Consider the following 16,140-nt stretch of genomic DNA (forward strand, 5'->3'; position numbering starts at 1 on the left):
GCTCGTAGCGGGGCAGCACCCCCGAGCGCGTAAAGGAGATCCAGACCGTCCAGAGAATGAAGCCGTAGACGAAGAAGAGGCTTGCCGCGAAGGACGGCGCGACCACCACCTTGGGCAGCCAGAGGTCCGCCCGGCGCAGCCGCGCAAGTCCGGCCCTGATCGGGGCCACGGTCGTCTGCCCGGGCCCGGGTCGGGCCCGGGCGGACGGCCCGGGCCGCGAGTCAGCCGGCGCGCTGGATGGCGTCGACGAGCCGCTGAACCGCATCCTGAGAGCTCATGTCAGTGTTGAAGTGCTCGGTGACGACGTCCATTATCTCGCCGCGGATCGAGCGCGGGACCGCCATTTCGTGCGCCAGGCTGGGCACCAGGGCGTTGGTCCCGATCGCGGTCGTGAGATCGGCGTGCGACTTCTGTGCGCAGACGTCGAACTTGTCGAGCGCGACGTCCACGCGCGCCGGAATCGAGCCTTTGGCCAGGTTGAAGGTCTCCTGGAACCCCGGCGACATGATCAGGCTCGCCAGCACCTTCTGGCCCTCCACCCACTCGTCGCCCTGCACTCCGAACATCACGAACGAGTCGGAATTCAGGATGAAGCCGTTGCCGGGCGCCGGGGCGCAGAGGACGTCCTCGCCCGGCACCTTGCCCGCGGCGAGGAACTCGCCCTTCGCCCAGTCGCCCATGATCTGGAACGCGGCCTCGCCGTTCATCACCATCGCGGTGGCGAGGTTCCAGTCGCGCCCCGGAAACCCCTCGTCGACGTAGCCGCGCAGCGTGCGCATCTGGTCGAAGACGGCGATCATCGTGTCGCTCTGGAGCGCCTCCGGGTCGAGCTCGACGAGCGCCTTCTGGTAGAAGTCGGGCCCCCCGATCCCGAGCGCCACCACCTCGAACACGGTGGCGTCCTGCCAGGGCTGGCCGCCATGGGCGAGCGGGGTGATGCCGGCGGCCTCGAGCTTCTCCGCCGTTGCGTTGAACTCCTCCCAGGTCGTAGGAACCTCGGCGCCCACCTGCGCCAGCAGCTCGGGGTTAGCCCAGAGCCAGTCGACGCGGTGGATGTTGACCGGGGCCGCGACGTACTTGCCCTCGTATTTCATGATGCTGGCGAGCACGGGCGGAAGCACGTCGTCCCAGTGCTCCGCCTGGGCCACGTCGTCCACGTCGGCAACGCCGCCTTCCTGGGCCCACTCCTGGATGCCGGGCCCCTTCAGCTGCACCGCGGAGGGCGGGTTGCCGGCCATGACCCGTGCCCGGAGTGCAGTCATCGCCGGATCGCCGCCGCCCCCGGCGATCGGCGAGTCGATCCACGTTCCGCCCTGCGCCTCGAACGAGCTCTTCAGCTCTCCGATAGCCTTGGCCTCGCCTCCCGAGGTCCACCAGTGCAGCACCTCGACGCTCCCGCCGGCGACCGCCGGTGCGGAGCCGGCCAGCAGGCCGATCCCGCATGCCAGTGTAAGATTTCGCGCGAAGAGTTTCATGCGCTTCCCTCCCTTGTCTTGCCTGCCGGGTTACGCCCGACTGAATATGCCATCGTGCGTGGCATCGCGGAAACGCGCTTTGATCTAAATCAGAAGTCGGATCGGAGCTCGTGGCGGACCCTCGTCGATGTCATGCCTTCGCGCACGCACGCCCCGCGGCAATCCCTTTGGCGACGGCGGCAGCGGAGATCAGGAAGTCGCGGCGCGTGAGCGGTGCGCCCACGGCCTCGGGGTCACGCCGTGCTCGGCGAACATCCGTGCTTCGAGGGAGGGGGGGGCTCACTGGTTGGAGCGGATGGTCATCGCCGGGTTATGGGCGAAGAAGTTGTGCGGCATGATGTGGACGGTCTTCCACTCGGTCGACATCACCGGCCAGTCCTCCATGCGCGGGATGTGGTGGAAGCCGGCGGAGAACCAGGTGACGATGTCCTCGTCCATCAGCGACCGGTCGGCCTTCACCCACTCGGCCAGGGTGTCGGTGCCGTCGCTCTGCATCGCGAAGCTGCCGCCGGCGTAGCGCTGGGCGGGGTCGTAGGGGGTGACCCAGACCGAATAGTCGATGTAGGCGTTGCGCTTGAAGGGCGGGTCGTTCTGGAAGTCGAACGGACCGTAGGCGACGTCGCCGTGATGGATCATCCAGCCGGGCGTGTGGCCGAGGTAACCCTCGCGCGCCGGGTTCGAGATGTGGAAGTGCTTCGGATCCATCGAGGAGATCCTGTAGCGCGCCTCGAGCTCCGAATGCGGAATCCGCTCCTCGACCTTCCAGAGCGAGCGGCGGCGCGAGTCGTCGGCGACCTCAGCGGGGACGATGTTCATGGTGCCGAAGTGGTTCTTCGGCTGGTCCACGTCGAAGTCGATGCGGAAGTTGAAATAGTGGTCGTGGTTCGCCGCCACGAGGTTCGGCGCGATCAGCGTGCCGTACTCGGTGTCGGCCTCGGCCGTCGGGTCGTTCATCGACATGGCGGCGACGCCCTTGACCGCATCGAGGCCGGTCGCGCCGATCTTGATCTCGAGCTGGCCCGACTGCTTCAGGCGGTAGTCGATCAGGTAGTCGTAGTTGCCGACCTCCGACGCGGTGCGGATGACGAGCTCGGTCGCCGGCCGGCCCTCGGCGGGCAGCGGCTGCTCCGGGGTCTGGGCGAAGACCTCGAAGTGCCGCCAGGCCGGGTCGCCGATGTCGCGCTCGAAGATGCAGATCGCGTTCGGGATCTCGAGCGGCTTGCCGAAGTCGTCGGCGATCAGCGCCGGCAGGTAGGTCGCGTAGGACGGGCAGTCGACGTTCGGCGTGAGCGGGGTCAGGAAGAGGCCGAAGCCGTATTCCCCGGAGTCCATGTAGGTCCGCCAGTACCAGCCCTCGGAGGGGTCCATGTAGGGCACGAAGACCTCGGAGAGGTGCGCCTGGTAGATGACGGTGCGCCAGTCGTCGCCGTCCTTGACGTCGAGGTTCGAGACGACGAAGCCCGGCCGCTTGTCGATGCGGAAGTTGAGCCGCCAGATGTCCCATTCGAGGTGGCTGCCGTCGAGCTTGAAGTTCGGGCCGGCCGGCTGGGAGAGGGTGGCGGGATTGGACTCCGGGCGCAGGGGCGTGCGGGCGGCCACCTCCTCCTCGGTGTAGCCCCAGGGGTCGGTCGGGAGCGGGATCGCCCCGGTGTCGATGACGCGGACCACCTCTTTCGTCGCGAGGTCGTAGACCGCGAACAGGCCCTCGATCGGCTTGGCGTAGAAGTTCGAGCCGGAGGGCGCCTGGTAGCAGGGAACGCGCATCAGCCGGGTGCCCTGGTATTCCTCGGTGAAGAAGTTGCCGGCGGTCAGCGGCAGGCAGAAGGCCTGCTCCGGGGTCAGGCCGCGCTTTTCGAGGCCGGCGACCATGTCCGGATGGCCGAGCGCGCCGGTCATCGCGCCCATGAACTCGGTGAAGAGCACCATCGGCTGGCCGGGGGTGGGCGCGTCGCTCTCGACGGTGCCTTGGGTGATGTTGACGACCGCCTCGCGGAAGCTGTCGGCGCCGGTGTAATGCACGGTCGCCTTGCGGTCGGGCGTGGCGCCGCCTGACTGGAAGGCGTAGACCTCGGCCTTCGGCGGCTCCCTGAGCTCGATCAGCGGATAGAGCGTCTCGTCGTCGACCGTGCCGGCGGTGCGCAGGATCTCGTTGATCTTCTGGTATTCCTCGGCGGTGATCCCGTCGAGCGGGTGCGCCGAGAGCGCGCCGGCCGTCAGCGTGGCGGCGAGCGCGGTTCCGGCGAGGTATCGCGTGAACGTCATGCTTGCTTCTCCCTGTTGTTCGTCAGCTGAAGATCACCTGGGCGGAGGTGTATTCCTTGAGCCCGTCCTCGGCGAACTCGACCCCGAGGCCCGAGGACTTGATGCCGCCGAAGGGCGCGTTGGGCTGGATCGCGCCGTGCTTGTTGATCCAGACCGAGCCGCACTCCATGCGCTTCGCCACTGCCTTGGCCGCGTCGATGTCAGAGGACCAGACCGAGCCGCCGAGTCCGTTGGGGCTGTCGTTGGCGGCGGCGATCGCCTCCTCGACGTCGGAGTAGCGGATCACCGGCAGCGCCGGGCCGAACTGTTCCTCGTCGACCAGCGGGTCGCCGTTGGCGAGCCCCGCGACGATCGTCGGCGGGAAGAAGAGGCCGTCACCGGGAGCGCCCCCGACCAGCACCTTGCCACGCTCCGCCGCGTCGGCGACGAGCCGCGCGACCTTGTCGAACTGCATGCGGTTCTGCACCGGGCCGAGCGCGCTCGCCTCGTCGAGGCCGTCGCCGACCGGGATGGCCCGGGCATAGGCGGCGAGCGCCTCACAGACCGCGTCGTGGATCGACTCGTGGACGTAGAGCCGCTTCATCGCGGCGCAGGTCTGGCCGTTGTTGATGAAGGCGCCCCAGAAGAGGCCTTCGGCGATCTTCGCCGGGTCGGCGTCGGGCAGGACGATGCCCGCGTCGTTGCCGCCGAGCTCGAGGGTCAGCCGCTTCAGCGTCTCCGCCGCCGAGCGCATCACCTGCCGGCCGGTGCCACTCGACCCGGTGAAGACGATCTTGGCGATGCCGGGGTGCGAGGACATGGCCGCGCCAATGTTGAAGCTCCTGTCGTCGCCGCTGACCGAGTTCAGCACGCCCGCCGGCAGCACCTCGTTCAGGATCTCGACCATCCGGAGCGTCGCGAGCGGCGTGTAGGGCGAGGGCTTGAGGACGACGGTGTTGCCAGTGCGGAGCGCGGGCAGGACGTGCCAGACCGCGATCATCACCGGGAAGTTCCAGGGCGTGATCGAGCCGACGACGCCCAGTGGCTTGCGGTGCAGCTCGACCCGGCCCTCGTTGGTGTCCTGCAGCACCTCTACCGGCAGCGCGAGGCCGGCGGTGTAACCGGCCCAGGCGGCGGCGCCGCCCATCTCCCAGCGCGAGCCGAGGCCGTTGAGCGGCTTGCCCTGCTCGAGGGTCAGGATGCGGGCGAGCTCCTCGGCATGCTCCTGCAGCCTGGCGGTCACCGCCTGGCAGGCCTCGCGGAGGGTGGCATCGTCCTGGGCGGACCAGGATGGGAACGCGCGCCCGGCGGCGGCGACCGCGGCGTCGAGCTCGGCCTGGCCGGCGTTCGGCGCGCGGCCGGCTTCCGCGCCGGTCGAGGGGTTCAGGACGGCGAAGGTCCCGGCCGTGGTCATGGGCCGACCGTCGATGGTCAGGCGGGCGTCGATCATGCTTTCTCCTCCGTTCCCGGCACGCCTTGTGCTGGCGCATCGGGCGGCAGGTTAGTGGCCGCGGCGGAGGGATTCTTGGCGTCAGCCGCCAGCAGACTTGGACTCGGCCGCCAGTCCGCGCATCGCAGCGCCCGGCGGGACGCCGTAGGTCGCCCTGAACTCCCGGTAGAAATGGGAGAGATCGTTGAAGCCGCTGCCGAAGGCGATCGCGGCGACAGTGGCCGTTCCCGCCGCAGCCCGGGCGCCGACGAGCTCGGCGTGCGCGGCCTTCAGGCGGACGGCAAGGATGCGCCGGCTGGCGGTCTCCCCGAGCGCCTGGAAATGCCGCTGGAGCGTGCGCTCCGAGACGTTCAGCCGCTCGGCCAGCTCCGCCGGTCCGAAGGCGGGGTCGCGGAAGCGGCGGTCGATCATGGCGAGCGCGCGCGAGAGGACCGCGCTCGCCGCGCGGTCCCGCGGCGACATCTGCGACTGGCGGCAGTGGAAATAGGCGCCGAGCAGCCCGAGGAAGGCCTCGCCGAGCGTGACGCTGGCCGCGGCCTGCTCGACCGCCATCTTGACCACCACGGCGCGCATGGCGGCGAGCAGCGGGTCTTCGCGGCTGATCATCGTGCCGCCGGTGCAGATGCCACCGAAGCGGCCCAGCATCTCGCGCCGCGGAAAGTGCAGCGAGACCTGCGTCGAGCTGCCGGGATAGAGGAACTCCGACGGCAGGACGGAGTCGACGAGGTACATGTCCCCGGGCGTAAGCTCGGCCGCCGCACCGCCCTGCACCACTCGACTGAAGCCGACCTCCTGGACGAGCAGGAAGAGATGCTCGCCCGGCTCGGCGCGCACCGACCGCGCGTCGCGAACCACCCGCTCCGCGTCGAGCGACACGATCGCGGTGTCGACGCCGCCGAAGCGGCGCCGGCCGACGTTGCCGGCGACGATGCCCCGGGCCTGCGGGCGCGGCTCGATCGAAAACAGGCCGCAGACGGACCGGAGCTCGTCCTGCAGCACCTCGACGGGCCTGGGGCTCGGGGCATCCGTGGTCAGCAAGCGCAAGATGGTCCTCCGGGGCCACTTCTTCTACTTCCGAAGCAGGCCGCGCCCGAGTCTTTTTTTGGCCGTTTCGGTGGGGCGACAGCTCAAACCGGCCATCCACGCGGAAGCGGACGCCGGTCGCGGCTCCGGCCGGAGCATCTCGCCGGAGCGTTGGCTTCGAAGCGCCAAGCGTATATGACGTCACCATCACCATGATGCCATTGCATCACGCGGGAAGGGTTGAACGTCATGAAGCGAGCGACGATCGCAGACCTCTCGCGCGAGGCCGGCGTCAGCGTGGCGACGGTCGACCGGGTGCTGAACGGCCGCCTGAAGGTGCGCGAGGAAACCGCGCGGCGGGTGCACGAGGCAGCCCGGCGCATCGGCTTCCACGGCGCGAACGCGATTCACAGCCGCATCCTCTCCGACCTGCCGGAGATGCATTTCGGCATCATCCTGCAGAAGAGCGCGCACGCCTTCTACAAGGCCTTCGCCAAGGAGATCGACGACCAGCTCCGGGCGCACACCGGCCACCGGCTGCGCGCGACCATCCGCTTCGCCGAGAGCACCCGCCCGGCCGAGCTCGCCGGGCTCCTCGCCTCGATGGCGGGCAAGGTGCAGGCCGTGGCCGCGACCGGGCTCGACCATCACGAGGTCACGCGCGCCGTCGCCGACCTCCGCGCCGCCGGCATCCCGACCTTCTCGCTCCTGTCCGACTTCGCCCAGGACGTGCGGGAGAGCTACGTCGGTCTGAACAATCTCAAGGTCGGGCGGGCGATCGGCTGGCTGATGTCCAACATCGCCCGGCGCCCGGGAAAGGTCGCCGCCTTCGTCGGCGGGCACCGATACCACGGTCACGAGCTGCGGGAGACCGGCCTCCGCAGCGCCTTCCGCGAATACGCACCCGACCTCGAGATGCTCGGCGCGTTGCTCAACCTCGAAGAGCGCCAGGTCACCTACGAGACGACGCACGCCATCCTGGAGAAGCACCCCGACCTCGTCGGCATCTACTGCGCAGGCGGCGGCATGGAAGGGGCGATCGCGGCACTGCGGGAATCCGGGCGGGCGCAGGAGGTCATGCTGGTGGTGAACGAGCTCACCGACGACTCCCGTCAGGCGCTTCAGGACGGAACGGTCAAGATCGTCATGGGAACACCCTTGCGCCAGCTCGGCGCCGAACTCGTGCCGCTGATGGTCCACACGGTCGAGAAAGGCATGACCGGATCGCCGGGCCAGCGGTTCCTTCCGTTCGAGATCTGGACGCCGGAGTCGCTCTGATCTGATAGAAAGCCATCACTATCCTCCATCATTCTACAGCATGAATGATGGAGTCTCGCCGTCTTCGTGATTGACGGATGGCCGGTTTGGGGGCATTCCGTTTGCAGGCCACATGAAGCAAGAGTGGCCGGGGGGGAACCGAACCGCGGGCCGGAGGAAATCCACCTTCCAGGGTGCATCCGCTCCGCACGCTCAATCCTCCCTGACAAAAGCAATGACAGAAGGCGCTCGTCGCGCGCCTAGCGGAGGATTGAATGAAAAAACTCCTGGCCTCGGCCGCCGTCCTCGTTTCCCTCGCGGGAGCCGCCTCGGCAGCGAACGTCGGCGTCTCGATGGCGCTCTTCGACGACAACTTCCTGACCGTGCTCCGGAACGGGGTCGTCCAGTACGCCGGCACCCTCGACGACGTCGACGTCCAGGTCGAGGACGCCCAGAACGACGTCGCGAAGCAGCTCGACCAGATCAACAACTTCGTCGCCTCCGGGGTCGATGCGATCATCGTCAACCCGGTCGACACCTCCGCCACCCAGGCGATGTCGGAGGCGGCCGCGAGCGCCGGCATCCCGCTGGTCTTCGTCAACCGCCAGCCGATCAACGTCGACAGCCTGCCCGACAACCAGGCCTTCGTCGGCTCCGACGAACGCGAGTCGGGCACGCTCGAGACCCAGGAGGTCTGCCGCCTGTTCAAGGAGGCCGGCAAGACCGAGGCCAACGTCTACGTCATCATGGGCGAGCTCTCGAACCAGGCGGCGCAGCAGCGGACCCAGGACATCCACGACGTCATCGACGGGTCGGACTGCGGCGTGAAGATCAGCATCATCGACAAGCAGACGTCGAACTGGATGCGCGACCAGGCGGCGAACCTGATGACGAACTGGCTCTCGACCGGCGCCGAGTTCGACGGCGTGATCGCCAACAACGACGAGAGCGCGATCGGCGCCATCCAGGCGATGAAGGCGGCCGGCATCGACATGAAGTCCGTCGTGGTCGGGGGCGTCGACGCGACCCAGGACGCGCTCCAGGCGATGCAGGCGGGCGATCTCGATGCGACCGTGTTCCAGGACGCGGCCGGCCAGGGCAAGGGCGCGCTCGACGCGGCGCTGGCGCTCGCCAAGGGCGAGGCGGTCGACCAGAAGGTCTACATCCCCTTCCAGCTCGTCACGCCCGCCAACATCGGCGATTTCCTCGCCAAGAACTGAGCCGGCCCCGCGCACATGGCTCCTCGGGCCGGCGGCGAGCGCCGGCCCGCCCTACCCGCATCCGCGACGGACAGGTTTCGCCCTCGGGACGTCGCACTTAGGAAACCGAACATGGCGCAGTCCCAGACCACCCATGGCGTCGGCGGCCTGACCTTCGACGCATCGAAGCGGCATCGCCCGCCGGAACTCAACGTCTTCTTCGCCCTCATCCTGCTCGTCGCCGTCTTCGAGGCGCTCGGCTGGCTGCTCATGGGTGACTCGTTCCTGTTCAACACCCGACCGAACGCGACCTCGATCTTCAACACCGCCCGGCTGACGATCATCATCCTGCAGGTGTCGATCGTCGGCATCATCGCGCTCGGCGTCACCCAGGTGATCATCCTCGGCGGCATCGACCTCTCCTCGGGCTCGATCGTCGGCGCCACCGCGATGATCGCGATGAGCTTTGCCCAGGTGTCGCTGGTCAACGGCCAGCCGAACCCGAAGATGATGCTGCCCGAGGGTTGGCAGGATCTGCCGATGATCGTGCCGGTGCTGGTCGGCATCTGCTGCGGCGTCTTCGCCGGCCTGATCAACGGCTTCCTGATCGCCTACACGCGGATCCCGCCCTTCATCGCCACCCTCGGCATGATGGTGACCGCCCGCGGCGTTGCCAAATGGTGGTCCAAGGGCGAGCCGATCAGCTTCCCGACCGAGGGCTACGCCGCGATCGGCAAGGGCATGACGCCGGTCTTCATCTTCATCGCGCTCGCGATCCTCTTCCACCTGATCCTGCGCTACACCGTCTACGGCAAGCACACCTACGCCATCGGCTCGAACGAGGCGGCGGCGCGGATGTCGGGGATCAAGGTCGACCGCCACAAGGTCATGGTCTACACGATCGCGGCCGTCCTCGCCTCGATCGCGGCGATCGTGCTCTCCTCGAAGAACCTCACGGCTCAGGCCGGCATGGGGACGATGTACGAGCTCGACGCCATCGCCATGACGGTCATCGGCGGGGTCAGCCTCTCGGGCGGCCGCGGCTCGATCCTCGGCACGGTGCTCGGCGCGCTGATCTTCGGCGTCATCATCTCCGGGTTCACCTTCCTCAAGCTCGACGCCTACTACCAGGAGATGGTCAAGGGCGCGATCATCGTCGGGGCCGTCGTCCTCGACCAGTGGCGCCAGCGCCGCGCCGCGTCACGGACCTGAGGGAGAGAGCGATGAGCGACATCCAGACGAACATCTCCGGGCGCGACGCCCCCCACGCCGACACGACGTTCGGCGAGGTCATCCTCCGCACCGAGGGGCTGACCAAGCACTACGGCGGCGTCCATGCCCTCATCGACTGCAACTTCGAGATCCGCAAGGGCGAGCACGTCGCGATCATGGGCGACAACGGCGCCGGCAAGTCGACCTTCGTCCGCCAGATCACCGCGGTCGAGAAGCGGACCAGCGGCAAGGTCTGGTTCAACGGGCAGTATGTCGACTTCGACGGACCGCTCGAGGCGCGCGAGGCGGGGATCGAGACGGTCTTCCAGACCCTCGCGCTCGCCGATCATCTCGACGTGCCGGACAACCTCTTCCTCGGGCGCGAGAAGGTGCTCTTCAACCTCGGGCCCTTCTCGATCCTCGACTACAAGGGGATGCGCGAGGCGACGCTGGCCGGGCTGAAGAAGACCGGGGTGAAGATCCCGAACATCTCGAACACGATCCAGAACATGTCCGGCGGCCAGCGCCAGTGCGTGGCGATCGCCCGCACCGCGACCTTCCACTCCAAGCTCACCATCATGGACGAGCCGACGGCGGCGCTCGGGGTGCAGGAGACCGCCCAGGTCGAGAACATCATCCGCACGCTGAAGGAGCAGGGCGAGCCGCTGATCCTCATCAGCCACAACATGCGCCAGGTGATGGACCTCTGCGACCGGATCGTGGTGTGGCGGCGCGGGCGCATCTGCGCCAACCTCCGCAAGGAGGAGACCGACGGCCAGGACGTCGTCGCCTACATCACCGGCGCCAAGACGCAGGCCGAGTACGCCGATGCGGCCTGACGAGCCCGGCCACCCGCCCGGCCGGCGCCGGGCGGGTGGCGGAACAGCATCCGCCGTCAAGCGGGCCGTCGACGCTGCCGGGTGCGGCGGAACCGAGGCTTAACCGGAGCCATCATGAGAATCGCCCTCGACCCCTTCATGCACCGCCACCTGTCGCTCGAGGCGCTGCCCTCGAAGGTCGCCGAGCTCGGCTACGAGTGGATCGAGCTCTCGCCGCGCGGCGACTTCCTCGAATGGTTCAAGGCGCCGCGCGTCTTCCCCGACCGGATCAAGGCGGTGAAAAAGGCGCTCTCCGACGCCAGTGTCGGCATCGCCTCGCTGCTGCCGATGTACCGCTGGGCCTCGAACGACGAGGCCGAGCGCCAGGCGGCGGTCCGGCACTGGAAGCGCGCGATCGAGATCGCCGTCGAGCTCGGCGTCGACACGATGAACTCCGAGTTCGGCCGCGGCCCGCACCCCGACAAGGGCTCCTGCTACTGCTGCCACACCGGCAGCATGATCGAGGTCTGCGAGGACGCCTGGTGGCGCTCGATGGAGGAGCTGGTGCCGGTCTTCGAGAGGGAGGGGATCAACCTCCACGTCGAGCCGCACCCGGAGGACTGGTGCGAGACGATCCAGCCGGCCCTCGACATCATCCGCACGGTGAACTCCCCCCGGGTCAGGTTCCTCTACTGCGCCCCGCACACCTTCTACTTCGGCGACGACACCGCGGCGATGCTGCGCGAGAGCGCGGACGTGCTCGCCCATGTCCACGTCGGCGACACCTTCAACCACAAGGCCAGCTCCGGCCTGCGCTACATCCTCAACCCGCCCGGCACCCAGGCGCGCGTGCACCAGCATCTCGACATCGGCCAGGGCGAAGTGCCGTGGGACGACTTCTTCGGCACGCTCGCCGAGATCGGCTTCGACGGGATCATGACCGCCTGCGTCTTCGCCTGGGAGGAGAAGGCCGACGCGTCGGGCCGCTTCATGCGCGCCGAGATGCAGCGCTATGTCGACAAGTTCTGGGGGGTGAAGTGAGCCTGAAGGTCGGAGTCATCGGCACCGGGATGATCGGCCAGGACCACATCCGCCGGCTGCCGGCGTCGCCAGCCTGCCGAACCGCCTGGCGACCGTGGTCAGCGATCGCCACGGCATCCGGCAGGCGATGCCCGAGGACTGGCGCGAGCGCTTCATCGAGGCCTACGACCAGGAATTCCGCGAGTGGATCGTCGCCGCCGGCGCCGGCACCGCGACCGGCCCGAGCACCTGGGACGGCTACGCCGCGACCCTGGTCGCCGACGCCGCGCTGCGCGCCGCCGAGAGCGGCGGGCTGGAGAAGGTCATCATGCGGGACACGCCCTCGCTCTACACGACACCGGTCGCCGCCGCGGCCCGACGCTGAAGGACAGGACAGATGTACAACGGAGAGAAGCTCATCGACCGCCCGCTGCGCTGGGGCATGGTCGGCGGCGGCCGCACCGGTCAGGTCGGCTACAAGCACCGCACCGGCGCGCTGCGCGACAACACCGCCTATCGCCTGGTCTGCGGCGCCTTCGACGTCGACGCCGCACGGGGACGCGACTTCGGCCTGAACCTCGGCGTCGCTGGGGAGCGGCTGTATCCCGACTACAGGACGCTGATAGCCGAGGAGGCGAAGCGCGACGACGGCGTCGAGGTCGTCACCGTCGCGACGCCGAACTTCTCGCACTACGAGATCACCAAGGCGCTCCTCGAGGCCGGTATCCACGTCATCTGCGAGAAGCCGCTCTTCTTCACCGTCGCCGAGTGCGACGAAATCGGGGCGTTGGCCGAGAGGAAGGGCCTGATCGTCGGCGTCACCTACGGCTTCACCGGCCACCCGCTCGTCCACCAGATGGCGGCGATGGTGAGGAAGGGAATGCTCGGCGAGATCCGCATGGCCGATCTCCAGTACACCCACGGATTCAACGCCGGCGACGACGCCAACGCCTCCGAGGCGCAGAAATGGCGGACGAATCCGAAGACCTCCGGCCCGACCTTCGTCCTCGGCGACATCGGCACGCACCTCTACTACCTCTCGGAGATGGTGCTGCCGCACATGCGGATCGAGCGGCTGCTCTGCGACCGCCAGTCCTTCATCAAGTCGCGCGCCCCGCTGGAGGACAACGCGTACGTTCTCGCGCACTACGACAACGGCGCCGTCGGGCGGCTCTGGGTCTCCTCGGTCAATGCCGGCAACATGGGCAGCCAGCGCTACCGCTTCGTCGGCTCCAAGGCCTCGGTCGAGTGGACCGACTCGCACCCCGACCAGCTGATCTACGAGGTCCAGGGCGAGCCCGGCCGCATCCTGCACCACGGCATGCCCTACCTCGAGGCCGAGAGCCTCGCCGTCGACCGGATGGGCGCGCTGCACACCGAGGGCCTCGGCGACAGCTGGGCCAACATCTACCTCTGGATCGCCCAGGCGATCGACGCGAAGATCCGCGGCGACGAGGCCTTCCTCGCGACCCACCACTACCCCGGCATCGACGCCGGCACCGAGGGCGTGCGCTGGCTCGAAGCCTGCGTCCGTTCGGCCGACGCCGGCTCCGTCTGGGTCGACTACGACCCGGCCGCCACCAGGACGAAATCCACCGAGACGCAGGACGCTTGAGCCATGAGACTTTCCATCTGCACCGACGTGATGGGCGATCTCGCCTTCGCCGACATGCTCGACAAGTGCGTGAAGCTCGGCGTCGAGGGCATCGAGATGACCGGAGGCGGCTGGTCCAGGGGCCCGCACTTCCGCGCCGATGCACTCCTCGCCGACAAGGGCAAGCTGAGGGCCGCGCTCAGGGAGATCGAGGCGCGCGGCCTCGAGATCGCCGCCCTCAACTGCTCGGCCAACCCCCTCGACCCCGGCCCGATGGGCGCCCGCCACCGCAAGGAGATGGAGGAGACGGTCCGCCTCGCCGGCGAGATCGGCGTCAGGACCGTCGTCGCCATGTCCGGCCTGCCGCCGGCGGCGCCCGGCGACACGGTCCCGAACTGGCTCGTCTACACCAGGAGCTGGCCCGACGAGATGCCGGAGCGCGACCGCTACCAGTGGGAGGACTGCGCCTTCCCCTTCTGGGAGAGGATGGTGAAGCTCGCCGACGAGGTCGGCGTCGAGCGCTACGCACTTGAGAACTTCTCCGCCATGCTGGTCTGGAACCCCGAGACCCTCTTCCGCCTGCGCGACGCCGTCAGCCTGAAGATCGGCATGAACCTCGACCCCTCGCACCTGATGTGGATGGGTGCCGACCCGATCGCCTCGGCCCGCGCGCTGAAGGGCGCCATCCACCACTGCCACGGCAAGGACACCCGCATCGAGCGCGGCCTCGCCGACGTGAATGGCCTCCTCGAGCTGAAGGAGGTGACCGACGTCGCCAACCGCAGCTGGAACTACGTCGCCGTCGGCGCCGGGCGCGACCTGCAATGGTGGAAGGAGTTCTTCTCGGTGGTCCGGATGATGGGCTACAACGGCTGGGTCAGCCTCGAGATGGAAGACTTCACCATGTCGACCGAGGCGGGCATCCGGTCCTCCATCGATGCGCTGCAGGCCACCATCAGCCGGTAAGACGAGTGTACAAGTTCATCATCTCGATCGAGCTGCAGCCGGGGACGCGGGACGACGTGCTCGCCCGCGCCCCCGCGGTGCAGGCGGCGACGCGGGCCGAGCCGGGCTGCATCGCCTACGACTTCTTCACCTGCACCGACGATCCGGACCGGCTGGTCTTCGTCGAGTCCTTGACGTCGAAGGAGGCCCACGACTTCCACATGCAGCAGGAGCACACCAGAGACTGGATCGCCTTCCACGAGCCGAAGCACCGCAGCTCCCTCTTCGAGATCATCGATGCCGCATCCTGACAGCCTGCCCGTCACCATCACCTGCGCCCCCTGCTGCTGGGGCGTGGACGACGTGAAGAACCCGCACCTCCCGCCCTGGGAGCGGGTGCTCGACGAGGCGGCCGCCGCCGGCTTCGGCGGCCTCGAGCTCGGCCCCTACGGCTACATGCCGCTCGACGTCGCCCGCGTGGGGAGCGCCCTCGACGACCGACGCCTCCGGATCGTCGCCGGCACGATCTTCGACGACCTGGTCAGCCCGGCAAACCGCGACAGCCTGCTGCGCCAGACCGATGAGATCTGCGCCTTCGTCACGGCCCTGCCGCCGCCGCGGAGCCACGCCGGCCAACGCTACCCGGCGCCCTACCTGACGGTGATGGACTGGGGCCACGACGAGCGGGACTATGCCGCCGGCCACTCCGAGCGGGCCCCACGCCTCGATGCCGACGCCTGGGCGGGCATGGTCGCCAACATCCGCGCCATCGCCGAGTTCGCCCGCGACCGCCACGGCGTGCGCGCCGTCATCCATCCGCACGCCGGCGGCTATATCGAGTTTGCCGACGAGATCGACCGCATCGCCTCCGACATCGGCCCCGCCACCGCAGGCCTCTGCCTGGACACCGGCCACCTCGACTATTCCGGAATGGACCCGGTGGCGACGATCCGGGACTATGCCGACCGCATCGACTACATCCACTTCAAGGACATCGACGCGGCGAAATACGCCGACGTCAAGGGGCGCCGCATCCGCTTCTTCGAGGCCTGCGCCGAGGGCGTGATGTGCCCGATCGGCCGAGGCCGCATCGACTACTCCGCCATCCACCGGCTCCTCGGCGAGATCGGCTACGGCGGCTACATCACCATCGAGCAGGAGCGCGATCCGCGGAATGCCGACGGGTCGCTCGCGGACCTCACCGCGAGCCGCGACTTCCTGCGCCAGGCAGGCTTCTGAGGAACCGGCATCACGCTTGTCTCCGCTGGCGCTACATCGACTTCTCGCTCTATCGGCTCAGGGCCGGCGAGACCGTCGGCGAGGCATCGGCGACCGCGATTGGTGCGGAGGGCGGCCCCGAAGGACCGCCCCCGACCGTCGTCCTGAACGGATCAATAGTTGCCGGGTGGGTCGGAGGCGGGGAAGGATTCGTCGACTTCCTCGTCCGTCTTTGACCAGGTCTTCGGGGGCGCGTCCATTTCCTTGCGTCCGGCAGACCGGACGTAGCTGTGGTCCTCCGGCTGGTCCCGGTGTTCGGGCAGCGCCTTCAACTCGGCCTTGGACAGGGAGGTCGTCGCGTGGACGATCCCCTCCGCGTCGCGCATGACATCGAGCTGGCCCACTGGCAGAGCCACCGGCTTGGCGCCGATACCCAGGAAGCCGCCGACGTCGACCACGACCCTGGCTTCGGAGCCCGAGCCGTGCATGTGCGAGATGCTGCCGATCGTCTCGTCGTCGGGACCGTAGATCGTCGCGTCGACGAGATTGTCCTCCGTCAGCTCGCTGGTCGCGAGCCGTTCGTGTGTCGTGTGGTCCAACTGCGTATCCTCCATGATTGGCATGGGAGGAGAACGCGGCGGCCCGGGCACCGTTCCGCTGTCACGGGCAGGCATGCGAGGGCGCCTGC

The 16,140-nt window shown here is 68.4% G+C and carries 15 protein-coding genes; 10 read left to right on the forward strand and 5 right to left on the reverse strand.

Annotated elements, in window-relative coordinates; all coding sequences use genetic code 11:
- Positions 1–221: 221 nt before the first annotated feature.
- The 4 genes from Q0112_RS17920 to Q0112_RS17935 form a co-directional block, all read right to left on the reverse strand.
- Positions 222–1,475, reverse strand: coding sequence for an ABC transporter substrate-binding protein (locus Q0112_RS17920; RefSeq protein ID WP_297977389.1), 1,254 nt, complete (start codon positions 1,473–1,475; stop codon positions 222–224).
- Positions 1,476–1,754: 279 nt separating this feature from the next.
- Positions 1,755–3,737, reverse strand: coding sequence for a tyramine oxidase (locus tag Q0112_RS17925; RefSeq protein ID WP_297977390.1), 1,983 nt, complete (start codon positions 3,735–3,737; stop codon positions 1,755–1,757).
- A gap of 22 nt (positions 3,738–3,759) precedes the next feature.
- On the reverse strand, positions 3,760–5,166 hold the full coding sequence (locus Q0112_RS17930) for an aldehyde dehydrogenase family protein (protein ID WP_297977391.1): 1,407 nt from the start codon (positions 5,164–5,166) through the stop codon (positions 3,760–3,762).
- An 81-nt stretch (positions 5,167–5,247) separates the two neighbouring features.
- Complete coding sequence (locus Q0112_RS17935) at positions 5,248–6,210, reverse strand: helix-turn-helix domain-containing protein (protein WP_297977392.1); 963 nt, start codon at positions 6,208–6,210, stop codon at positions 5,248–5,250.
- A 228-nt stretch (positions 6,211–6,438) separates the two neighbouring features.
- On the opposite strand from Q0112_RS17935, the gene Q0112_RS17940 reads away from it, so the two are divergent.
- The 10 genes from Q0112_RS17940 (at position 6,439) to Q0112_RS17985 (ending at position 15,473) form a co-directional block, all read left to right on the forward strand.
- Entirely contained in the window at positions 6,439–7,467 is a 1,029-nt protein-coding gene (locus Q0112_RS17940) for a LacI family DNA-binding transcriptional regulator (protein ID WP_297977393.1), read from the forward strand.
- A 254-nt stretch (positions 7,468–7,721) separates the two neighbouring features.
- A complete protein-coding gene (locus Q0112_RS17945; RefSeq protein ID WP_297977394.1) occupies positions 7,722–8,666 on the forward strand; it encodes a sugar ABC transporter substrate-binding protein in 945 nt (314 codons plus the stop codon).
- 111 nt (positions 8,667–8,777) lie between these two features.
- Positions 8,778–9,857, forward strand: coding sequence for an ABC transporter permease (locus Q0112_RS17950; protein WP_297977395.1), 1,080 nt, complete (start codon positions 8,778–8,780; stop codon positions 9,855–9,857).
- A gap of 11 nt (positions 9,858–9,868) precedes the next feature.
- Positions 9,869–10,696 (forward strand): ATP-binding cassette domain-containing protein, encoded by an 828-nt coding sequence (locus Q0112_RS17955; protein ID WP_297977396.1) that lies wholly within the window; start codon positions 9,869–9,871, stop codon positions 10,694–10,696.
- 114 nt (positions 10,697–10,810) lie between these two features.
- Positions 10,811–11,716, forward strand: coding sequence for a sugar phosphate isomerase/epimerase family protein (locus tag Q0112_RS17960; protein ID WP_297977397.1), 906 nt, complete (start codon positions 10,811–10,813; stop codon positions 11,714–11,716).
- A gap of 94 nt (positions 11,717–11,810) precedes the next feature.
- The gene (locus Q0112_RS17965; RefSeq protein ID WP_297977398.1) at positions 11,811–12,080 is read left to right on the forward strand and encodes a Gfo/Idh/MocA family oxidoreductase; all 270 of its coding nucleotides are present in this window, start codon (positions 11,811–11,813) and stop codon (positions 12,078–12,080) included.
- 12 nt (positions 12,081–12,092) lie between these two features.
- The gene (locus Q0112_RS17970) at positions 12,093–13,310 is read left to right on the forward strand and encodes a Gfo/Idh/MocA family oxidoreductase (RefSeq protein ID WP_297977400.1); all 1,218 of its coding nucleotides are present in this window, start codon (positions 12,093–12,095) and stop codon (positions 13,308–13,310) included.
- A gap of 3 nt (positions 13,311–13,313) precedes the next feature.
- Positions 13,314–14,255 (forward strand): sugar phosphate isomerase/epimerase, encoded by a 942-nt coding sequence (locus tag Q0112_RS17975; RefSeq protein ID WP_297977401.1) that lies wholly within the window; start codon positions 13,314–13,316, stop codon positions 14,253–14,255.
- 5 nt (positions 14,256–14,260) lie between these two features.
- Entirely contained in the window at positions 14,261–14,545 is a 285-nt protein-coding gene (locus tag Q0112_RS17980) for a putative quinol monooxygenase (RefSeq protein WP_297977403.1), read from the forward strand.
- Positions 14,532–15,473, forward strand: a complete 942-nt coding sequence (locus Q0112_RS17985; RefSeq protein WP_297977404.1) for a TIM barrel protein — start codon at positions 14,532–14,534, stop codon at positions 15,471–15,473. Before Q0112_RS17980 ends, Q0112_RS17985 begins: the two co-directional genes overlap by 14 nt.
- 152 nt (positions 15,474–15,625) lie before the next feature.
- Here the strand turns inward: Q0112_RS17985 and Q0112_RS17990 are convergent.
- Positions 15,626–16,140: PRC-barrel domain-containing protein (locus Q0112_RS17990; protein ID WP_297977405.1), on the reverse strand; the 515-nt coding region annotated here is incomplete at its 5' end.

Source organism: uncultured Amaricoccus sp. (assembly GCF_937858865.1).
Classification (GTDB): domain Bacteria; phylum Pseudomonadota; class Alphaproteobacteria; order Rhodobacterales; family Rhodobacteraceae; genus Amaricoccus.